Here is a 22734-nt window from a genome sequence, read left to right on the forward strand (position 1 = left end):
TTATGATTTGTTTAGAATATTCGTGATTTGAGGTGAGAGTATGAAAATTAGAAGAAGTACAAGATTAGTCGATATGACTTATTACTTGCTACAAAACCCTCGTCAGCTAGTATCTCTCACTTTTTTTGCTGAAAGGTATCAATCGGCTAAGTCTTCCATTAGTGAAGATTTAGTTATTATTAAGCAAACGTTTGAACAACAAGGGGTCGGCACATTGCAAACGATACCAGGAGCAGCAGGAGGAGTGAAATATATACCGTATATAAGTGAAGAAGAGGCAGATCTAATTATTGATGAGCTTTGTGGCTTATTTGAAAACCCAGATCGTATTTTGCCTGGCGGTTACTTATACATGACAGATTTATTGAGTAATCCTCGCCATATTAATGGCGCAGGTCGTTTGTTTGCTTCTGTTTTTGCTAGGCAACCAATTGATGCAGTTATGACGGTGGCAACGAAGGGGATTCCACTTGCTTATGCAGTGGCAAATTACTTAGATGTACCAGTTGTAATTGCAAGGAAAGATAATAAGGTAACAGAAGGTCCGACTGTTAGTATTAACTATGTGTCGGGTTCTTCTAAACGAATTCAAACAATGACGTTAGCAAAACGCAGCCTTCCAGAAGGGTCGAATGTTTTAATTATTGATGACTTCATGAAAGCTGGCGGAACAATTCAAGGTATGATGAGTATGTTAGAAGAGTTCAAGGCTAATGTTGTTGGTATTGGTGTATTAGTAGAATCCACAGATATTGAAGAACGACTAATTAATAATTTTGTATCATTAATTCGTCTATCGGAAGTTGATGTGAAAGAAAAAACGATTCAAGTGGAAAAAGGGAATTATTCTCTTGCGCCATTTGATGAAGGGCTTGTAGAGGCGGAATAAAAGATAGAGCAGATAGCTCTATCTTTTTTATTTTATTTATAGATTATAAAATAGATGGACAAACTGCCTTTCGTACACTATTTTTAAAGAGTAAAATAAATAATAAAAGGGTGAAAAGTATGAAAGTTGTTCAAACAAGCAAGGCACCACAAGCAATTGGACCTTATTCACAGGGGATTATTGTAAATAACATGTTCTATAGCTCAGGACAAATTCCATTGACGGCAAATGGGGAGCTTGTAACAGGAGATGTAACAGTACAAACAGAACAAGTATTTCAAAATTTACAAGCGGTATTAGAGGAAGCAGGTGCTTCATTTGATACAGTCGTAAAAACAACAGTATTTTTAAAGGACATGGATGATTTTAATGCTGTGAATGAAGTGTATAGCTCTTATTTCTCTACTCATAAACCAGCTCGATCTTGTGTGCAAGTAGCAAAATTACCGAAAGATGTTTCCGTTGAAATTGAAGTAATCGCCCTAGTTAAGTAACCTTTTGTAAGCGATAACCTCCACTAATCTCTATATTCAACTACTTTAAAAATTTTTATCTTAAAAATTTTTAAAAAATTAAAGGGAAAATAGAAAATTTGTGGAATTTATACAAATATATCGCTTATTTAGAAAAGGGTGGTGAACACAAGATGGAAGTGACTGACGTAAGATTACGCCGCGTAAACACAGAAGGCCGCATGAGAGCAATTGCCTCTATTACTCTAGACCATGAATTTGTTGTTCATGATATTCGTGTAATTGATGGTAATAATGGATTATTTGTAGCAATGCCAAGTAAACGTACTCCAGATGGAGAGTTCCGTGACATTGCACATCCAATTAATTCTGGTACACGCTCTAAAATTCAAGATGCGGTTTTAACAGAGTATCATCGTTTAGGCGAGTTAGAAGAGGTTGAGTTTGAAGAAGCGGGTGCTTCGTAAAATTCGAATGAAAAGGGCTTTTGACAAAAAGCCTTATAATTTTGTAGCAAACTCCTGTAAGCATTTACAGGGGTTTGTTTTTTTTTGCTTTATATTTGGAAACTGCATAATTTATTAACATAAAAAGAAGAAACTACTAATTTTTTCAAAATCATTTTAAATAGTATAGCTTATTTCTTAAAAAAGATACTAAAGAGTAAAACATCTTATAAGAATTATGGTAAAATTTAATAGTTAAAATGTGTTTCTTGAAATATATGATGATTTAGGATAATATCTTTAATGGATAAATAGGTTGCGATGGAGGGTCTATATGTCAAACAGATTTGCAGTGATTCTAGCTGCAGGTAAAGGCACACGTATGAAGTCTAAGCTATACAAAGTGCTGCATCCTGTATGTGGAAAACCTATGGTACAACACGTAGTCGATCAAGTATCTCAATTAGGATTGCAGAAACTTGTAACGGTTGTTGGACATGGTGCTGAAATGGTACAAGAACAGCTAGGGAACGTAAGTGAATTTGCATTACAAGCAGAACAACTTGGTACAGCACATGCTGTAGATCAAGCTGCAAGTGTACTTGCAAATGAAGAAGGAACAACTTTAGTTATTTGTGGTGATACGCCTCTAATAACTGCTGAAACAATGGAAGCATTACTTCAGCAACATAAAGAAGCAGGAGCAATGGCGACGGTGCTAACAGCATACATAGAAGAGCCTGCTGGATATGGCCGTATTGTTCGTAATGAGAATGGTCATGTTGAAAAGATTGTTGAGCATAAAGATGCAAATGAGAAAGAATTAGCTATTAAAGAAATCAATACAGGTACGTATTGTTTTGATAATAAGGCTTTATTTGCTTCACTTTCTAAAGTTTCAAATGATAACGTGCAAGGTGAATATTACCTTCCAGATGTTATTGAGATTTTAAAAAATGAAGGTCATATCGTATCAGCTTATCAAACAGAGCAGTTCGACGAAACGTTAGGTGTTAACGACAGAGTCGCTCTATCGCAAGCGGAAATTATTATGAAAAACCGTATCAACCGAAAGAACATGGTAAACGGTGTTACAATTATTGATCCAAGTAACACTTATATTTCTGCTGATGCAGTTATCGGTAGTGATACAGTTCTTCATCCAGGAACAATTATTGAGGGGAACACTGTAATTGGCTCTGATTGTGAAATTGGACCGCATACAGTAATTCGCGATAGTGAAATTGGAGATCGTACGACAATTCGACAATCTACTGTACATGATAGTAAGCTTGGTACAGAAGTATCGGTTGGTCCATTTGCACATATTCGCCCAGATTCAGTTATTGGAGACGAAGTACGCGTTGGAAACTTCGTGGAAATCAAAAAAACTGTCTTTGGTAATAGAAGTAAAGCTTCACACTTGAGTTATATCGGGGATGCACAAGTTGGAGAAGACGTGAATCTTGGTTGTGGTTCAATTACGGTGAACTATGACGGTAAGAATAAATTCAAAACTGTGATTGGTAATGGGGTATTTATTGGATGTAATTCAAACCTTGTTGCTCCAGTAACAGTTGAAGATGGTGCTTATGTGGCAGCAGGCTCTACAATTACAGAGAATGTTCCATCAAAAGCATTATCGGTAGCACGTGCACGTCAAGTTAACAAAGAAGACTATGTTGATCAATTGCTGAATAAGAAAAAATCATAATGTGGAGGGTTAATCTAGATGTCGACTCAATATCTAAATTCTAATTTGAAAGTATTCTCTTTAAACTCTAATAAGGAACTTGCTGAGCAGATTGCAAAGCATATTGGAGTAGGGCTAGGAAAATGTTCTGTTGATCGTTTTAGTGATGGAGAAGTTCAAATTAACATTGAAGAAAGTATCCGTGGTTGCGATGTATTCATTATTCAATCTACAAGCTTCCCAGTAAACGAACATATCATGGAATTACTTATTATGATTGATGCATTAAAACGTGCATCTGCGAAAACAATTAATATTGTTATTCCTTACTATGGTTATGCGCGTCAAGACCGTAAAGCGCGTTCTCGTGAACCAATTACATCGAAACTTGTAGCAAACTTGCTTGAAACAGCAGGTGCAACTCGTGTAATCACTCTAGATTTACATGCTCCACAAATTCAAGGGTTCTTTGATATCCCAATCGACCACTTAATGGGTGTACCGATTCTTTCAGATTACTTTGAAACAAAAGGTCTTAAAGATATCGTAATCGTGTCTCCTGACCATGGTGGTGTAACTCGTGCAAGAAAAATGGCAGATCGTCTAAAAGCGCCAATCGCTATTATTGATAAGCGTCGTCCTCGCCCGAACGTATCAGAGGTAATGAACATTATCGGTAATATTGAAGGTAAAACAGCGATTTTAATTGATGACATCATTGATACAGCTGGTACAATTACATTAGCAGCAAACGCTCTTGTTGAGAACGGTGCTTCTGAAGTATATGCTTGCTGTACACACCCAGTATTATCTGGTCCAGCAATTGAGCGTATTCAAAATTCAAATATTAAAGAGTTAGTTGTAACGAACTCTATCGTATTACCAGAAGAGAAGAAAATCGACAAAGTACATGAACTTTCAGTTGCTCCATTAATCGGAGAAGCAATCATTCGTGTATACGAAGAAGAATCTGTGAGTGTATTATTCAATTAATTGGATAGAATGAGACGTAACCAAAATTGGTTACGTCTTTTCGTATCGAAAAAAGAAAGTAGTGGTACAAGAATGAAATTGATAGTAGGACTTGGGAACCCAGGTAGAGAATATGAATTAACAAGGCATAATATTGGATTTATGGCCATTGATGAACTTGCGAAGCGTTGGAACATTTCTTTGAATGAACAAAAATTTAAAGGTGTATTTGGTGCAGGGTTTGTTAATGGAGAAAAGGTAATCTTATTAAAGCCGCTAACATACATGAACTTATCTGGGGAAAGTATTCGTCCACTCATGGATTATTATAAAATTGATGTTGAGGACTTCGTTGTTATGTACGACGATTTGGACATTCCTGTAGGTAAATTGCGTCTTCGCATGAAAGGTAGTGCTGGTGGACATAATGGTGTAAAGTCAACGATTTCGCACCTAGGAACACAAGAATTTCAACGTATCCGTATGGGAATCGATCGCCCGAAAAATGGAATGAAGGTAGTCGATTATGTATTAGGACGCTTTACATCTGAAGAGATTCCGGATGTTAACCATTCTATTGAAAAAGCAGCGGATGCATGTGAAGAGTGGCTAAATAAGCCTTTTCTCCAAATCATGAATACTTTCAATAGTTAAAAATGAGATTGGGAATATTTCTCTTTTGTTTTACCCATACTAGTAGTAATTGAATTTTTAGGAGGCTAGTATGGAAGGGTATTATTATTGCAGACACTGCGGAGGTAATGTAGGCTCCATTAACGCAGAAAAAGTATATAGCGACGTTTTATTTCAACTAACAGAGCAAGAAGTAGTAGAAATGATTCATTTTCATGAAAATGGAAATATATATATAAAAACGATTTGTGAATCGTGTCAAGAAACGCTCGCATCTTATCCTGAGTATTATGAGTATGAAAAATTTCTGCAATAAAATGTTGTCGCTTTGGCATGTCCAAAGCATTTTTCTGTTTTCCTTTTCCAAAATATTTGCATAAAATAGAATGACTTGCTCTTTATGTTGAGAGGAGTTTTAAAAATGATAGGTTTATTAGAGCAATTTTATAAAAATGAAGAGATACAATCGGTTATTAATGGATTAGAAGATGGGTTAAAAGAACAACTTATATCAGGGATGGCAACGTCTTCTCGTTCGTTATTAATGGCGGCTTTATATAAAAAAACAAAAAAATCACAATTAATCGTGACACATAACTTATACCAAGCACAAAAAGTACATGAAGATTTAGTGGCGTTACTTGGTGAAAAAGATGTGTGGCTATATCCAGTGAATGAACTGATAGCATCGGAAATTGGGGTTGCAAGTCCAGAATTGAAGGCGCAACGTATAGAAGTGTTAAATCGCTTGGCTGCGGGAGAGAATGGAATCATTGTAGCGCCAGTGGCAGGATTGCGTAGATTTTTACCAATAAAAGAATTGTGGAAGCAAAAGCAAGTTGAAATCAATCTAGGGCAAGAGATTGATTTAGATGCGCTCTTGCATACTTTACATCATATTGGCTATGAACGTAAGTCGATGGTAGAAGCTCCAGGGGAGTTCAGTTTGCGTGGGGGAATATTAGATATTTATCCTTTAACTGAAGAACTACCATTTCGTATTGAATTCTTTGATACAGAAGTCGATTCTATTCGATTATTTGATGTGGATGAACAGCGTTCTCAAGGTAAAAAAGAAAGCGTTAGGTTTGGTCCGGCAACAGAGTTTTTATTTTCACAGGAAGAATTAAAATCAGGAATTCAGCATCTTGAAGAAGGTTTAACTAAGACGATGCAAAAACTTTCTGATGATAAACTAAAGACTACAGTGCTTGAGACGGTAAGTCATGAAATTGAGATGTTGAAAAACGGGCAAAGTATAGAACAGATGTTTAAATACTTATCTATTTTCTATAAAGAACCTGCTAGTCTGATAGATTATTTACCAGAAGACGGTGTTGTAATTTTAGACGAGATTTCCCGTATTCAAGAAACAGCATCGCATCTTGAAACAGAAGAGGCGGAATGGTATATATCACTTCTTGGTGAAGGAACAATTATTCAAGATTTATCTTTCTCTCACCCATTCGAGGGGTTTCTTCATCATAAAAAAAGAAGTTTTGTATATTTAACGTTATTCTTGCGTCATATCGCACACACACATCCGCAAAATATTGTTAATGTAACATGTAAAACAATGCAAGATTTCCATGGACAGATGAATTTGTTAAAAACAGAAATTGATAGATGGAATGAAGGGCATTTTACGACTGTTGTACTTGGAACAGATGATGAACGTGTGAAAAAATTACAACATATTTTAAGTGATTATGATATTGAGGCAGATATTGTAGAAGGTACAGATATCTTATTGCCTGGAAGGTTACAAATTGCTGTAGGTGATTTACATGCAGGATTTGAAATGCCGATGCAAAAGCTTGTTGTCATTACTGAAAAGGAGCTTTTTCATAAGAAAGTTAAAAAATCACAACGTAAACAAAAGTTATCGAATGCTGAACGTATTAAAAGTTATTCGGAATTAAAAGTTGGAGATTATGTAGTTCACGTAAATCATGGTATAGGTAAATTTTTAGGTATTGAGACATTAGAGATTAATGGTGTTCACAAAGATTATTTAAATATTAAATATCAAGGTAATGATAAGCTATACGTTCCAATTGAACAAATTGATCAAGTCCAAAAATATGTAGGATCTGAAGGTAAGGATCCGAAAGTTTATAAATTAGGCGGTAATGATTGGAAAAAGGTTAAAACGAAAGTTGAAAAATCTGTACAAGACATTGCGGATGACCTAATTAAACTATATGCTGAGCGCGAAGCTTCAAAAGGCTATGCATATACGCCAGATACGGCAGAACAACAAGAGTTCGAATCCTCTTTCCCATATCAAGAGACAGAGGATCAGTTACGTTCTATTGACGAGATTAAAAAAGATATGGAACGCGGACGCCCGATGGATAGGCTCCTTTGTGGTGACGTAGGGTATGGAAAGACTGAAGTGGCTATTCGTGCGGCATTTAAAGCAATTATGGATGAAAAACAAGTTGCAATTTTAGTACCGACAACGATTCTTGCGCAGCAACACTATGAAACAATTCGAGAGCGTTTTCAAGATTATCCGATCAATATAGGCTTATTAAGTAGATTCCGTACGAGAAAACAACAAAATGAAACAATTAAGGGCTTAAAGGATGGAACAGTAGATATTGTAATCGGAACACATCGTATTTTATCTAAAGATGTTACGTATAAAGATTTAGGGCTTCTTATTATTGATGAAGAACAAAGATTTGGTGTAACACATAAAGAAAAAATTAAACAATTGAAGGCAAATGTTGACGTATTAACATTAACGGCAACTCCGATTCCGCGGACGCTTCATATGTCTATGCTTGGTGTGCGCGACTTATCTGTTATTGAGACACCACCAGAAAATCGTTTCCCAGTCCAAACGTATGTAGTCGAGTATAATCCAGCGTTAATGCGAGAGGCAATAGAGCGAGAGCTTGCAAGAGGTGGTCAAGTTTACTTCCTATATAACCGTGTAGAGGATATTGAAAGAAAAGCAGATGAAATTTCGATGTTAGTTCCAGATGCCCGCGTAACGTACGCACATGGGAAAATGAACGAAAGCGAATTAGAGTCTGTTATGCTATCATTTTTAGAAGGACAGCATGATGTTCTTGTAAGTACAACAATTATTGAGACGGGTGTAGATATTCCGAATGTAAATACGTTAATTGTATTTGATGCAGATCGTATGGGATTATCACAGTTGTATCAGCTTCGTGGGCGTGTTGGACGTTCTAATCGTGTTGCGTATGCATACTTTGCATATAAACGTGACAAAGTGCTGTCAGAGGTTGCAGAGAAGCGTCTACAAGCAATTAAAGAGTTCACGGAACTTGGATCTGGTTTCAAAATTGCGATGAGAGATTTATCTATTCGTGGAGCAGGTAATTTGTTAGGGGCAGAACAGCATGGATTTATTGATTCTGTCGGATTTGATCTATATTCGCAAATGTTAAAAGATGCAATTGAACAGCGTAGAGGAACAGATGGGGCTGAAAATATAGTTAATGTTGAAATTGACTTAGAGGTAGATGCATATTTACCAGATGCTTATATTTCAGATAGTAAGCAAAAAATTATGATGTATAAACAATTTAGAGGTGTTTCTGCAATTGAGGATATTGAAGAATTGCAGGAAGAAATGATCGATAGATTTGGCGATTATCCACAAGAAGTTGGTTATTTATTACAAATTGCAAATATTAAAGTGTTGGCAATGAAAGAACAAATTGAATTAATTAAGCAGAATAAATTTGAAGTAACATTCCTGTTTTCTGAACAAGCAAGTCAAAATATTGATGGTGGAAAATTATTCATGCTCGGAAATAGTTTTGGACGTATGATCGGTTTAGGAATGGAAGGATCACAATTGAAAATTGTTATGAAAACAAATGGCTTAGAGACATCGAAGTGGTTAACAATTGCTGAAAATTTATTAAAAGGCTTACCAGATGTAAAAAAAGAAGTAATAAATGCCTAAAATAAGATAAAAAAATACAATTCGACGTGCATAGAAGAACTAATGTGTAAAATACTATGTCTAACAGTTGGTGATTTTTACATGAACAGGTAAATTCACCACTTTGATCATCAGTAGAAAGTGAGGCAGCATTAGAATGAAAGCAACTGGAATCGTACGTCGAATTGATGATTTAGGCAGGGTAGTAATCCCGAAGGAAATTCGTAGAACTTTACGTATTCGAGAAGGAGACCCACTAGAAATATTTGTTGATCGCGATGGAGAGGTAATTTTAAAGAAGTATTCTCCAATTAGTGAGCTAGGTGATTTTGCGAAAGAATATGCTGATGCTTTATATGACAGCTTAGGACATAATGTGCTTGTGTGTGATCGAGATTCTATCATCGCAGTATCAGGCGTATCGAAAAAAGAATACTTAAATAAAAGTGTTGGCGATCTAATTGAAAAAACGATGGAAGAACGAAAGTCTGTTATTATGACGGATGAAAGTGATATTTCCATTATTGATGGTGTAACAGAAAAGGTTCATTCTTATACAGTTGGACCGATTGTTGCAAACGGAGATCCGATTGGAGCCGTCATTATTTTTTCGAAAGAAGCCATTATAAGCGAGATCGAGCATAAAGCGGTTAATACTGCTGCCAGTTTCTTAGCGAAACAAATGGAACAGTAAGGGTATATTGATTTTAGAAGTAGCAATCTTTCCTAATTATGATCTTTCTTTTTGAGAAATCAATTATTTGGAGATATATGTATATTGAATGAAGGTAGCACTTTGCTACCTTTTTTCGTTGAATATTTTTAACATTTAGGAACTCATTATTACCCGTGTTGGTAAGGGAGTTTGTTCTTTTCTTTATGATATAATACGAGAGGTGAGAATAGAAAAAGGAGTTTTCTTGTATGGAAGCGAAGAAGTATCAAGCCTTTTGGCGTGGGGCTATTATATTAACGATTGCAAGTTTCGTTACAAAAGTATTAAGCGCTTTTTACCGTATTCCATATCAAAATATAGCGGGGGATATTGGGTTTTATATTTACCAACAAATTTACCCGTTTTATGGATTTTGTTTAATTTTAGCTACTTATGGATTTCCTGTTATCATTTCGAAAATGGTTGCAGAACGACTAGAGCGGGGAAAACAAAAAGAAGCAGAAGAAATTATTTGTGTATCTTTTTGGTTCTTATTAGGGATTGGTTTTATAGGCTTCTTTACACTGTTTTTTGGGGCCGAAACAATTGCGGTAGCTATGGGCGATATACATTTAGATAAGTTACTACGTGTTATTTCATTTTCATTCTTATTGATGCCATTTTTGTCTGTAGCAAGAGGGTATTTTCAAGGATTCAATAATATGATGCCAACGGCTGTTTCGCAAGTAATAGAACAAACAATTCGAGTTTCTATTATTGTATTTTTATCGCTATTCCTAATTGCTCACGGATTTGATTTATATACAGTTGGTGCAGGGGCTATGTTAGGCTCAATTGCGGGTGGACTTATTGGGATTATTGTACTTATATTGTATATGCGTCAAGATTTTCGTTCTATATTCTTCAAAAGTGCAGCGAGAATTAAGGGTAAAAGGAAGATAGTTAAAATCCTTTTTTGGCAGGGGTTAGCGATTTGTGTTAGTAATTTAGTGCTTATTTTTATACAGATGGCTGATTCAGTGTCCTTTTACAGCTTACTTATTGGTGCGGGAGAACAGGCTGAAAATGCAAAGGTATTAAAGGGTGTTTATGATAGAAGTATTCCGCTAATGCAATTAGGTACTGTTGTGACGACTTCTTTCTCGTTGTCACTTATTCCGATTATTACAGCGGCGAAGGAAAGAGGAGATCTTTCCTTTATTCAAGAAAAGGTAAAGTTAGCAATGAAAATAACATTTGTTATTGGACTTGCAGCAGCTATTGGACTAACTTGTATTATTCAACCTACCAATATTATGTTGTTTGAAAACAGTGATGGATCAGATGTTTTATCTATTTTATCGTTATCTATTTTATTTAGTTCATTGTCAATTACGACAGCTTCTATTTTACAAGGATTAGGGCAAACGTTTAAGCCAGCGTTATTTGTTGTATTTGGAGGTTGCTTAAAGTTAGCGTTAAATTATATATTCATGCCTTATTTTGGTGTGAAAGGTGCAGCTTTTGCGACTTTATGTGCGTTAATTATAATCTCTGGATTAAATAGTTTGTTGCTTACGAGAGCTGTATCAGGGTCACTTATCAATAAGCGAAATATGTTAGGGATAGTAATTAGTGGTATCTGTATGGGGTTTGTATTAATGATGTTCACACGTGTGTTACAGATGTCTGGATTAGTAATTAATACGGAACATAGAGGAAGCGCGACGCTTGAAGCGTTGTTAGGTGTAGCCATCGGCGGATTGACATATATGTTTTTTATTTTGAAATTACATGTATTTACAAAAAAAGAATTAGGAACCGTTATGAAACAAGAGAAAAAAGAAGGTTCATTGAAGAAGAGTGGATAGAGGTGACTGGTTGTGAGTGGAATCATTACTATTTTAGGTTTAGGAGCTGGTGAATTAGATCAGCTAACGATGGGTGTATATCGAAAAATAAAAGAAGCAGACCATCTGTTTGTTAGAACGAAGGAACATCCAGTTATAGAAGAATTGGAGAAAGAAGGCGTACAATATACGTCTTTTGATGCTGTATATGAAGCGCATGATACGTTTGAAATTGTATATGAAACAATTGCGAATAAATTGCTAGAACAAGCTGAAGGTACAGAAATTATCTATGCTGTTCCCGGGCATCCACTTGTAGCAGAAAGAACAGTTCAGCTACTGTTAGAAAAAGGAGAAGTTTCAAATGTTGAAGTGCGAATTGAGGGTGGACAAAGTTTCCTTGATCCTATGTTTGCAAGTCTAAAGATTGATCCGATTGAAGGATTCCAATTACTTGATGCTACATCATTTGAAAGAGGGCAATTAGAACTGCGTCAACATTTAATCTTTTGCCAAGTATATGATGCATTCGTTGCATCTGATGTGAAATTAACATTAATGGAGATGTTACCAGATGATTATGAAGTGTATATCGTAACAGCTGCAGGAACTTCATTTGAACAAGTAAAGAAGGTACCGTTGTACATGTTAGATCATGAAACGGAATTGAATAATTTAACGAGTGTGTACGTGCCGCCAGTTCAGGAGCGTGCGTCCTTGTATCAACAGTTTGATGTTCTTAGAGAAATTATTGCGGAACTTCGTGGTCCAAATGGTTGTCCGTGGGATAAAAAGCAAACACATCAATCATTAAAGAAATATTTAATTGAGGAAGCTTATGAAGTGTTGGAAGCAATCGATGAAGAGGATGATGATCACTTAGTAGAAGAATTAGGTGATATATTATTACAAGTTATGCTTCATGCTCAAATCGGAGAAGATGAAGGTTGGTTCTCTATAGATGATATCATTCGAACTCTATCTGAGAAAATGGTTCGTCGTCATCCGCATGTGTTTGGAAATACGGATGTAAACAGCGCTGATGAAGTGATTGCAAATTGGGAAGAAATTAAAAAACAAGAAAAAGGATTCGTGAAAGAATCTGTTTTAAATGGCGTTCCAAAAAGTTTGCCGCAGTTACTACGCGCCTATGAAATTCAGAAGAAAGCTGGTAAGGTTGGATTTGATTGGGTTGATGTGCAACCGATGATAGAGAAAGCTTTGGAAGAATGGCAAGAGTTCCAACAAGAGGTTACAAATATGGATGAGGAAAAGATGCTGGGTGAGTTTGGTGATTTACTATTTGCATTTGTTAATATAGCTCGTCATTACAAAATAGATCCAGAAGAGGCGTTACGTTCAACTAATGAGAAATTTACTGGTCGTTTTTTATACATGGAGGCAAAAGTAGCTGAAATGAATAAAGAGATGAAAGATTTATCATTAGAACAGTTAGATGTTTTATGGGAAGAAGCGAAACAAACAGAGCGTTAATAGGGGGATTTGATATGCGTCTAGATAAGTTTTTAAAAGTATCACGTTTAATTAAAAGAAGAACATTAGCGAAAGAAGTAGCTGATCAAGGAAGAATATCTATTAATGGTCAAGTGGCAAAAGCGAGTTCTGATGTGAAAGTAGCTGATGAATTAACAATTCGTTTTGGTCAAAAAATAGTGACTGTGAAAATAAATGAATTAAAAGAAACAACTAAAAAAGAAGATGCAGCAAATATGTATAGCTTAGTTCGTGAAGAAAAAGTAAAAGCGGAAGAAGGCTTGTTCTAAAATCATGTATCCCCTCATACATTACTATTAGCTAGTAAAAACCTATGGGGGGATTTACGTGAATAATGGTTACTCACCTACGTCTTCTAATCAACAAAATGTTTCTGTAGAGCATGACATTATTATGCGTGGCAGGCGTATAATTGATATTACCGGTGTGAAGCAGGTAGAGAGTTTTGATAGCGAAGAGTTTTTACTAGAGACCGTAATGGGTTTTTTAACGATTCGTGGTCAAAATTTACAAATGAAAAATTTAGATGTGGAAAAAGGTATTGTGTCGATTAAAGGGAAAGTTAATGAGATGCTGTATATTGATGAAAATCAAGGGGAAAAAACTAAAGGTTTCTTTAGTAAGTTGTTTAAATGAGCTTAACAATTCAGTTGTATACAATGCTTTCAATGATTGGAATGGGTGCTTGGATTGGAGCGTCTTTAGATACATATCAACGTTTTTTAAAGCGCCAAGAACGTAAACGTTGGCTTGTATTTATACATGATATATTATTTTGGATTGTCCAAGCATTATTCGTCTTTTATGTATTGCTTCTCGTAAATGAAGCTGAGCTACGTATATATGTGTTTTTGGCATTATTATGTGGTTTTGCGGCATATCAAAGCTTATTGAAGGCACTATACATGAAGCTGTTAAATTTTCTCATCTATATTTTTATGCAAACAACATATTTTTTTGTTCGAATTATACAGCTACTCATGATAAAACCTGTTATTATTATAGCGCAGCTATTTATTGCATTTATATTATTCTTATTTCGTATACTGCTTTCAATTGGACATGTGTTATGGAAAATGGTGATTTGGATATTACTTTTCATATGGAAAGTTTTTTTCTGGCCTGTTCGATTTATTGCTTCGCTCATATGGAAACTTCTCCCTAATCGTGTTAAACTTTTTATAGTGAAACATATAGGGTTCCTGCAATATATAGCAAAATTGAAGGGACATATCTTCCAACTATGGGAGCATATAAAAAAGAAGTTAGGGGGACCTCGGAAATGAGGGAACTGAGACAAAGAACAATCGAAAAACAGAGTCCAAATCCTGTTAAAGAGCATATAATACAAACGGATGAGAACAGGAAGCGACTTTATCGCCGTTTAGCGGTTTTTCTTGTCTTTACTTTTACAATTATTGCGAGTATTAGTGTAACGTTTTATCAACAAAACAGTTCCATTAAAGCAAAAGAAGCAAAAGTTAAGGACATGAAAAAAGAACTGGATTCATTAACGAATAAAGAAAAAAGTCTAAAAGACGAAGTTCAAAAGTTAAATGATGAAGAGTACGTATTAAAGATTGCTAGAAGGGATTATTTCTTCTCTGGTAAAGGGGAGATAATTTTTCCTGTTTCTAAGTAGAGTATGTCTTATTGACACTATATTTTAGGATTATATATAATAAAGTAAAATTTGACTTTTTAACCACTAAGGAGGAGCATTTTTTTTATGTCAATCGAGGTAGGCAGCAAGTTACAGGGTAAAGTAACAGGTATTACAAATTTTGGGGCTTTTGTGGAGCTGCCAGAGGGCTTAACGGGTCTTGTTCATATTAGTGAAGTTGCTGATAACTATGTAAAAGATATTAACGATCACTTAAAAGTGGGCGACCAAGTAGAAGTAAAAGTTATTAATGTTGAAAAAGATGGAAAGATTGGTTTATCTATCAAAAAAGCGAAAGAACGTGAAAAAACAGAAGGAGATCGTCCACGTGGTGAATACCAACGCGGTGGTGATCAACAACGTTCTGGACGTCCACAACGTAATAATCGCTCTTTCAACAGAGATAATCGCGGTGGCGGTAACGACCGAGCTCCGAAAGAAACATTTGAGCAAAAGATGGCACGCTTCTTAAAAGATAGCGAAGATCGTTTAACTTCTTTAAAGCGTAACACAGAGTCTAAACGTGGTGGCCGTGGCGCGCGTCGCGGATAATAAGGACGTTTAGTTTTTAACATATAGAGAGGTACCCAGAGTAATGTCTCAGGGTGCTTTTTTATATGTAAAAAATATTTTCAAAAAAGTTTTTGAGATGTGTTGACTTTAATTAGTATCTGATGTAAGATACTAATTGTCCGTTAAATAAGACGACATGGCGGTGTAGCTCAGCTGGCTAGAGCGTACGGTTCATACCCGTGAGGTCGGGGGTTCGATCCCCTCCGCCGCTATATTTAATTTAACGGCCCGTTGGTCAAGTGGTTAAGACACCGCCCTTTCACGGCGGTAACACGGGTTCGAATCCCGTACGGGTCATCTAAAAAGATCATGCAAATTTGCATGATCTTTTTTTGTTAAATAAATTAAGATATACAACACTTCTACAAAATCACCCTATATTTTCTGAATGTTTAATTAAAATCTCGAAAATAACTTACATACCCTGTATATCTGTAGAGTTATTTCGAATAAAAAGTCGAACGATTATAAAAGTGAAAACTGTTGTTTTGACAAAAAAACCAACAATCATCTTTTATAATGACAGTAATTAAACTATGCAGGTGGTGTTAAAAATATGCCTAAAGCAGGAAGGAATACTATGAATACAAGTGCATTGGCAATGAATGAGAGTCAGCTTGATGGAATAAAGTGGACGAGTAAGTTGCGAATGAAATTTGAGCAAGTTTTCTTTAGATGGGGATTTATTATTGTTGTTATTGGTTTTCTTTTGGGACGAGCATATATATTAACAAATATTTTACCGTTTGCACTGCCATTTTTTGCTGCTGTTTATGTTATGAAGCGGGATAAGATGCCGCTAGCATTTTTAGCTCTAATGGGAGGAGCTCTTTCAGTATCGATAGATAATTTGTTTTTTACCTTTGCATCTATCTTTACCTTCTTCATTTATAATATCTTCTTTAGTCGATTTACACGTAAAACTGTTGGACTTGTTCCATTTCAAGTATTTATCTCCGCATTAACCGCACACTTAGTTGTTGTATATTTTGCACAACAAACTGTCACCATGTACGATTTACTCGTTAGTACCATTGAGGCTGGGCTTAGTTTTGTATTAACTATGATATTTTTACAAAGTGTCCCACTTTTAGTGGAAAGGAAAGGAAAACAACAGGCATTAGAGACGGAAGAAATTGTTTGTTTGATTATATTACTAGCATCTGTTTTAACGGGTACAACAGATTGGTTTGTATATGATGCTTCTATTCAACATATTTTTACAAGGTATTTAGTGCTAGTATTTGCATTTATTGCGGGTGCTGCCACAGGGTCTACAGTGGGGGTTGTAACAGGACTAATATTAAGTTTAGCAAATGTGTCTAGCTTGTCTCAGCTTAGCCTTCTTGCTTTTTCTGGATTGCTTGGTGGATTGTTAAAAGAAGGAAAGCGTTTAGGTGTTAGTTTAGGTTTATTAATTGGGACAAGCTTAATTACATTATATGTAGACAAACAGACAAATATTGTAACAACTTTAATTGAGTCAGGTGTAGCGATTGTTATCTTCTTATTAACACCGAAGCTTGTTTTGGATCGTATTGCTAAATTTATGCCAGGTACACAAGAGCATTCGCAAGATCAACAACAATATTTAAGAAGGATGCGTGATGTTACAGCAAATAAAATCAACCAATTTGCAAATGTATTTGCTGCTTTATCTAATAGCTTTTCTGTATATGGGTATGTAGAGGAAGAAGATAAAGAGACAGAAGCAGATTTGTTTTTGAGTACAATTACTGCGAAAACATGTCAAACATGCTTTAAAAAGGATCAATGCTGGGTAGTGAATTTTGATAAAACGTACGATTATATGAAACAAATAATGAATGAAACGGAAGAAGGAACCCTGCAACATAATCGTAAATTAGTTCGTGAGTGGGACAAGCATTGTGTGAGAGGGAAAAAAGTGACGGATTTAGTAGCCGGTGAATTAGATCACTTCTATGAGGGACAAAAATTACGAAAACAAATGAAGGAAAATCGTAGAATAGTAGCGGAGCAACTATTAGGTGTATCAAAGGTTATGGAGGATTTTGCTAAGGAGATACAACGAGAGCGTGAAAATCATCAAGTGCAGGAAGAACAGATTATGCAAGCGTTCCGAGATTTTGGTGTCGAAGTAGAGCATGTTGATATTTATTGTTTAGATAGAGGAAGTATTGATATTGAAATGTTAATTCCAGTTGCATCTAATGAACATGGTGAGTGTGAAAAGTTAGTTGCACCGATGCTTTCAGATATCCTTAAAGAAAATATTGTCGTTAAACATGAAGAAAAGTCTTCTTATCCAAATGGCCATAGTTTAATATCATTTGGTTCGGCGAAGACGTATTCTCTTGATACAGGATTGGCTACAGCTGCAAAAGGCGGTGGATTTGTTTCGGGTGACTCTTATGCGATGATGGATTTAAGTGTTGGTAAATATGCACTTGCGATTAGTGATGGTATGGGTAATGGGCAAAGAGCTCATATGGAAAGTAAGGAAACGGTGAAATTATTACAAAAAATACTCCAATCAGGCATTGATGAAGAAATAGCAATTAAGTCTATCAATTCAATTCTTTCTTTGAGAACGACAGAAGAAATGTTTACGACATTAGATTTAGCTATGGTAGATTTGCGGGATGCGAGTGCAAGGTTTTTAAAGATTGGATCAACGCCGAGTTTTGTTAAACGCGCAAATAATATTTTGAAAATTGAAGCAAGTAATTTGCCGATGGGAATCATCGAAGATGTTGAAGTTGATGTGGTGGGTGAACAATTAAAAACGGGCGATATTCTTATTATGATGAGTGATGGGATTTTTGAAGGAGCACAGCATGTGGAGAATCATGAATTGTGGATGAAACGAAAAATTAAAGAATTGCAAACCGAAGACCCGCAAGAAATTGCTGATATCATTATGGAAGAAGTGATTCGCTCTTGTGATGGTTATATAAATGATGATATGACTATTGTAGTGGCAAAAGTGAAGAAAAATATGCCGAAGTGGGCTACGATTCCGATTGTAGGAATGCAAGCGCAGTAAAATGTAAGTGGAATGTTTATCTATAATTTGATTTTAAAAACCTAGGTGAATACCTAGGTTTTTTTGTGGGAAAAGGTAATGTTATTAATTTTGTGAATATACACGGAGGATGTAAGATAAAAATGTAATTTTTGTATATCTTTTTTTTGCACAATGTTTGTAAAAGTTGTACCATTGTAGACAAGGTGACTAAGGTTGCTGTTCTTGTTTAATGAAAGGTGATTGCGAAGTTGAAAGATACATTTGTTGAAAAAGTAGATGACTTTGTAAAGCAGCATGATGTATTAAAGAATGATTCAACAATTGTTGTGGGAGTTTCTGGTGGTCCTGACTCGTTAGCGCTTTTATATTATTTATTAGAAAAAAGAGCGGAAAAACAGTTGGAAATTGTAGTTGCTCATGTGGATCATATGTTTAGAGGTGATGAATCTTATGAGGATTTACAGTTTGTGCAGGGCCTTTGTGAAGAACTGGGAATTATTTGTGAAACGATAAGGATTAATGTATCACAATATCAACAGCAATACGGAATGAATGCACAGGTTGCTGCGAGAGAATGCAGATATGCATTTTTGGAAAGAATAATGAAGAAATATGATGCGAGATATGTTGCTCTTGGACATCATGGAGATGATCAAGTCGAGACAATTTTAATGCGTCTTGTAAGAGGGAGTACTCCGAAAGGATATGCAGGAATTGCAGTGAAGCGTCCTTTTCATAATGGATATTTAATTAGGCCGTTACTTGGCGTAACGAAGGAAGAAATTGTTGATTACTGTAATAAGCTAAATTTAATGCCACGTATAGATCCGAGTAATAAAAAGGAAGTATATACAAGGAATCGATTACGTAAATATGTCCTTCCTCATTTGAAAGAAGAAAATCCACAAATGCATGAGAAATTCCAAAAATTTAGCGTGCAGATGCAAGAGGATGAGGCTTATTTGCAGGAATTAGCTTTTGAGAAAATGAATAAAGTAATTACAAAAAAAAGTGATAAACAAATTAGCTTATCAATTCCTGCCTTTGAATCCATGTCTATGCCTTTACAAAGAAGAGGGATTCAACTAATATTAAACTATCTTTATGAATATAAGATTCCATCTTCTCTTTCTTCTATACATATTGACAAGTTGATTGAGTTTTTTAAGCGGACACAACCTTCAGGTTCACTTGATTTTCCGGGTGATTTGAAAATTGTTCGTTCATACGAGGAGTGTAGCTTTAGATTTAAACAAGAAATTGTCTCTCCTTTTTCACAAGATTTATTAGTACCCGGGACCATTACGCTATTGAACGGGGATGAATTTGTAACAGAGGTGAGCGAAGATATACCAAGTAACATGAATGAAACAGTATTTGTTGCTAAGTATAATGATATATCATATCCACTTCGTATTCGTTCTAGAGAAAATGGAGATCGCATGTCAATACAAGGTATGAATGGCACGAAAAAGATAAAAGCTATTTTTATCGAAGCGAAAGTACCGAAAGAAAAAAGAGAAGAATGGCCGGTCGTTTGTGATGCAAGTGGGACTATTATTTGGGTACCCTTGTTGAAACGATCTGCATTTGCAATTTCGAAAGAGATGGCAAAGAAGGATAAATATATGATTATTCACTACAAAAGCAAGGAGTCTTCCGGGAGGATAATGAAATGATGAATCAAGATATCGAAAAAGTATTAATTTCTGAAGAGCAAATACAAGAAAAGGTGCGCGAACTAGGTGCAATTATTGCAGAGGATTATAAAAACACAGTACCTCTTGCAATTGGTGTATTAAAAGGCGCAATGCCATTCATGGCAGATTTATTAAAGAGAACAGATACATATCTTGAAATGGATTTTATGGCTGTATCTAGTTACGGTCACTCTACAGTTTCAACAGGCGAAGTGAAAATTTTAAAAGATCTTGATACTTCTGTAGAAGGTCGCGATATTTTAATCGTCGAAGATATTATTGATAGTGGTCTTACACTAAGCTACTTAGTAGACTTATTCAAATATCGTAAAGCGAAGTCTGTAAAAATTGTTACATTATTAGATAAGCCAACAGGCCGTAAGGTTGATCTGAAAGCGGATTATGTTGGATTTACTGTTCCACATGAATTTGTAGTAGGATATGGATTAGATTATAAAGAGCAATACCGTAATCTTCCTTATGTAGGCGTATTAAAACCAAGCGTTTACTCAAATTAATTAAATATAGGCTTCACAATTGTATAGGAAAGTTTTTCTATGTTACGATTTACTATAGTGTTTATGCCGTGAGAGGAGGTTAGGAATGAATCGTATCTTCCGTAATACCATCTTTTATTTACTGATATTCTTAGTAGTAATTGGAATCGTGAGCTATTTTAATGGTTCGACACAAAAAACGACATCAGTTAGCTACGACAAATTCATTACTAAACTAGAAAGCGGTGAAGTGCGTAATGTGCAACTTCAACCGAAAAATGGTGTATTTGAGGTAAAAGGACAATTTAATAACTCTAGCCAAGGAGAACAATTTGTTACTTATGCACCAAATACTGAGGAATTACAAAAGAAAATTAATGATAAAGCGAAAGGTGCCGAAGTTAAGTATCAACCAGCAGAAGAAACAAGTGCTTGGGTAACATTCTTTACTTCAATCATTCCATTTGTCATCATCTTCATTTTATTCTTCTTCTTATTAAACCAAGCTCAAGGCGGCGGTAGCCGTGTTATGAACTTCGGGAAAAGTAAGGCGAAGTTATATAATGATGAAAAGAAAAAAGTTCGTTTCAGAGATGTTGCTGGTGCGGATGAAGAGAAACAAGAACTTGTTGAGGTAGTTGAATTCTTGAAAGACCCTCGTAAGTTCTCTGAAGTTGGTGCTCGTATTCCAAAGGGTGTCCTATTAGTTGGACCTCCAGGTACAGGTAAAACTTTATTAGCACGTGCTGTTGCAGGTGAGGCTGGCGTTCCATTCTTCTCTATCAGTGGTTCTGACTTCGTAGAGATGTTTGTCGGTGTCGGTGCATCACGTGTACGTGATTTATTTGAAAATGCAAAGAAAAATGCTCCTTGTATCATTTTCATTGATGAAATTGATGCAGTAGGTCGTCAACGTGGCGCAGGTCTTGGTGGTGGTCATGATGAGCGTGAGCAAACATTGAACCAATTACTTGTTGAAATGGATGGATTCGGTGCAAACGAAGGTATTATTATCGTTGCTGCGACAAACCGTCCAGACATTCTTGACCCAGCGTTATTACGTCCAGGTCGTTTTGACCGTCAAATTACAGTAGATCGTCCAGATGTAAATGGCCGTGAAGCTGTACTGAAAGTACATGCGCGTAATAAACCACTTGATGAGCATATTAATTTAAGAGCAATTGCGACTCGTACACCAGGATTCTCTGGTGCGGATCTTGAAAACTTATTAAACGAAGCTGCTTTAGTAGCTGCACGTCAAGATAAGAAGAAAATTGATATGAGTGATATCGATGAAGCGACGGATCGTGTTATTGCAGGTCCAGCTAAGAAAAGTCGTGTTATCTCTGAAAAAGAACGTAATATCGTTGCTTTCCATGAAGCAGGTCATACTGTAATTGGTGTTGTTCTTGATGAAGCAGATGTCGTTCATAAAGTAACAATTGTCCCTCGTGGTCAGGCTGGTGGATATGCGGTAATGCTTCCGAAAGAAGATCGTTACTTCATGACGAAACCAGAGTTACTTGATAAAATCACTGGTTTACTTGGTGGCCGAGTAGCTGAGGAGATTGTATTTGGTGAAGTGAGTACAGGTGCTCATAATGACTTCCAACGTGCGACTGGTATTGCAAGACGTATGGTTACGGAATTTGGTATGAGTGACAAACTTGGACCGATGCAATTTGGTAGCTCGCAAGGTGGTCAAGTGTTCTTAGGAAGAGACTTCCACTCAGAACAAAACTATAGTGATGCGATTGCACATGAAATCGATATGGAAATGCAATCAATTATGAAAGAATGTTATGCTCGTGCAAAACAAATTCTTACTGAAAACCGTGATAAACTAGATATTATCGCACAAACGTTACTTGAAGTAGAAACGTTAGATGCAGAGCAAATCAATCATTTATGTGATTACGGCAGATTGCCAGAACGTCCAACATCTTCAGATGATGTGAAAGTAAACATCAACATGAAGAAAGACGATGAAGATAAAGAAGATAAGTAAGAAGTGAAGGAGTGACTATCGTCACTCCTTTTTTGTTTGTTAAAATCTTTGTTAATTACTATTGAGAACTTAGTGGATAAAGTAATTTAAGTAAAACTAGTATTAAAAATTGAAATAGAGAGCAATCTTTTTGTAAAATGATGAGGATAGGAAAGCTGATTATATAAGTATGTGTGATATGATGTTTTTATAAGTTTTATACATACTGCACAAATATAGATTAAAT

General features: G+C 35.7%; 20 protein-coding genes and 2 tRNA genes. All 22 read left to right on the forward strand.

Going from position 1 to position 22734, the window contains the following annotated elements; genetic code table 11:
- Positions 1 to 40 precede the first annotated feature (40 nt).
- The 22 genes from purR to ftsH all read left to right on the forward strand — a co-directional run bounded on the left by purR (position 41) and on the right by ftsH (position 22508).
- Entirely contained in the window at positions 41 to 889 is an 849-nt protein-coding gene (gene purR, locus MR107_RS17355) for a pur operon repressor (RefSeq protein ID WP_000702466.1), read from the forward strand.
- A gap of 119 nt (positions 890 to 1008) precedes the next feature.
- Positions 1009 to 1383, forward strand: a complete 375-nt coding sequence (locus tag MR107_RS17360) for a RidA family protein (protein WP_000869815.1) — start codon at positions 1009 to 1011, stop codon at positions 1381 to 1383.
- A 152-nt stretch (positions 1384 to 1535) separates the two neighbouring features.
- Positions 1536 to 1829 carry a septation regulator SpoVG gene (gene spoVG / locus MR107_RS17365; protein WP_000454041.1) on the forward strand — a complete coding sequence of 98 codons (294 nt, stop codon included), beginning with the start codon at positions 1536 to 1538 and terminating at the stop codon, positions 1827 to 1829.
- A 313-nt stretch (positions 1830 to 2142) separates the two neighbouring features.
- On the forward strand, positions 2143 to 3522 hold the full coding sequence (gene glmU / locus MR107_RS17370; RefSeq protein ID WP_000071041.1) for a bifunctional UDP-N-acetylglucosamine diphosphorylase/glucosamine-1-phosphate N-acetyltransferase GlmU: 1380 nt from the start codon (positions 2143 to 2145) through the stop codon (positions 3520 to 3522).
- An 18-nt stretch (positions 3523 to 3540) separates the two neighbouring features.
- Positions 3541 to 4494, forward strand: a complete 954-nt coding sequence (locus MR107_RS17375; RefSeq protein WP_000107420.1) for a ribose-phosphate diphosphokinase — start codon at positions 3541 to 3543, stop codon at positions 4492 to 4494.
- A gap of 72 nt (positions 4495 to 4566) precedes the next feature.
- Positions 4567 to 5127 carry an aminoacyl-tRNA hydrolase gene (gene pth / locus MR107_RS17380; protein ID WP_000767702.1) on the forward strand — a complete coding sequence of 187 codons (561 nt, stop codon included), beginning with the start codon at positions 4567 to 4569 and terminating at the stop codon, positions 5125 to 5127.
- Between the two features lie 70 nt (positions 5128 to 5197).
- Complete coding sequence (locus MR107_RS17385) at positions 5198 to 5422, forward strand: anti-sigma-F factor Fin family protein (RefSeq protein ID WP_000399438.1); 225 nt, start codon at positions 5198 to 5200, stop codon at positions 5420 to 5422.
- A gap of 105 nt (positions 5423 to 5527) precedes the next feature.
- A complete protein-coding gene (mfd, locus tag MR107_RS17390; RefSeq protein WP_000579688.1) occupies positions 5528 to 9058 on the forward strand; it encodes a transcription-repair coupling factor in 3531 nt (1176 codons plus the stop codon).
- Between the two features lie 136 nt (positions 9059 to 9194).
- Positions 9195 to 9731 (forward strand): stage V sporulation protein T, encoded by a 537-nt coding sequence (gene spoVT, locus MR107_RS17395; RefSeq protein ID WP_000648302.1) that lies wholly within the window; start codon positions 9195 to 9197, stop codon positions 9729 to 9731.
- Positions 9732 to 9961: 230 nt separating this feature from the next.
- The gene (locus MR107_RS17400; RefSeq protein WP_074553638.1) at positions 9962 to 11563 is read left to right on the forward strand and encodes a putative polysaccharide biosynthesis protein; all 1602 of its coding nucleotides are present in this window, start codon (positions 9962 to 9964) and stop codon (positions 11561 to 11563) included.
- 12 nt (positions 11564 to 11575) lie between these two features.
- Positions 11576 to 13036: a bifunctional methyltransferase/pyrophosphohydrolase YabN gene (gene yabN, locus MR107_RS17405; protein WP_000014239.1), complete on the forward strand. Its 1461-nt coding sequence runs from the start codon at positions 11576 to 11578 to the stop codon at positions 13034 to 13036.
- 14 nt (positions 13037 to 13050) lie between these two features.
- Positions 13051 to 13326: an RNA-binding S4 domain-containing protein gene (locus MR107_RS17410; RefSeq protein WP_001234876.1), complete on the forward strand. Its 276-nt coding sequence runs from the start codon at positions 13051 to 13053 to the stop codon at positions 13324 to 13326.
- Positions 13327 to 13384: 58 nt separating this feature from the next.
- Positions 13385 to 13693 carry a sporulation protein YabP gene (gene yabP, locus MR107_RS17415; protein WP_001059104.1) on the forward strand — a complete coding sequence of 103 codons (309 nt, stop codon included), beginning with the start codon at positions 13385 to 13387 and terminating at the stop codon, positions 13691 to 13693.
- Positions 13690 to 14343 (forward strand): spore cortex biosynthesis protein YabQ, encoded by a 654-nt coding sequence (gene yabQ / locus MR107_RS17420; protein ID WP_000059772.1) that lies wholly within the window; start codon positions 13690 to 13692, stop codon positions 14341 to 14343. The genes yabP and yabQ overlap by 4 nt, the downstream gene beginning before the upstream one ends.
- On the forward strand, positions 14340 to 14699 hold the full coding sequence (gene divIC / locus MR107_RS17425; RefSeq protein WP_001208739.1) for a cell division protein DivIC: 360 nt from the start codon (positions 14340 to 14342) through the stop codon (positions 14697 to 14699). The genes yabQ and divIC overlap by 4 nt, the downstream gene beginning before the upstream one ends.
- A gap of 87 nt (positions 14700 to 14786) precedes the next feature.
- Positions 14787 to 15272 (forward strand): S1 domain-containing RNA-binding protein, encoded by a 486-nt coding sequence (locus MR107_RS17430; RefSeq protein ID WP_000021451.1) that lies wholly within the window; start codon positions 14787 to 14789, stop codon positions 15270 to 15272.
- A 159-nt stretch (positions 15273 to 15431) separates the two neighbouring features.
- Positions 15432 to 15505 (forward strand) — tRNA-Met (locus MR107_RS17435).
- A gap of 13 nt (positions 15506 to 15518) precedes the next feature.
- Positions 15519 to 15590 (forward strand) — tRNA-Glu (locus tag MR107_RS17440).
- A gap of 259 nt (positions 15591 to 15849) precedes the next feature.
- Positions 15850 to 18321, forward strand: coding sequence for a stage II sporulation protein E (gene spoIIE, locus MR107_RS17445; RefSeq protein WP_001123541.1), 2472 nt, complete (start codon positions 15850 to 15852; stop codon positions 18319 to 18321).
- Between the two features lie 230 nt (positions 18322 to 18551).
- A complete protein-coding gene (tilS, locus tag MR107_RS17450) occupies positions 18552 to 19982 on the forward strand; it encodes a tRNA lysidine(34) synthetase TilS (protein ID WP_000655463.1) in 1431 nt (476 codons plus the stop codon).
- Positions 19979 to 20521 carry a hypoxanthine phosphoribosyltransferase gene (gene hpt / locus MR107_RS17455; RefSeq protein WP_000981842.1) on the forward strand — a complete coding sequence of 181 codons (543 nt, stop codon included), beginning with the start codon at positions 19979 to 19981 and terminating at the stop codon, positions 20519 to 20521. Before tilS ends, hpt begins: the two co-directional genes overlap by 4 nt.
- Positions 20522 to 20606: 85 nt before the next feature.
- A complete protein-coding gene (ftsH, locus tag MR107_RS17460; protein ID WP_001079674.1) occupies positions 20607 to 22508 on the forward strand; it encodes an ATP-dependent zinc metalloprotease FtsH in 1902 nt (633 codons plus the stop codon).
- The last annotated feature ends 226 nt before the right edge of the window (positions 22509 to 22734 follow it).

The sequence above is a fragment of the Bacillus cereus group sp. BfR-BA-01441 genome, assembly GCF_022663075.1.
In the GTDB taxonomy this organism is placed as follows: Bacteria; Bacillota; Bacilli; order Bacillales; family Bacillaceae_G; genus Bacillus_A; species Bacillus_A cereus.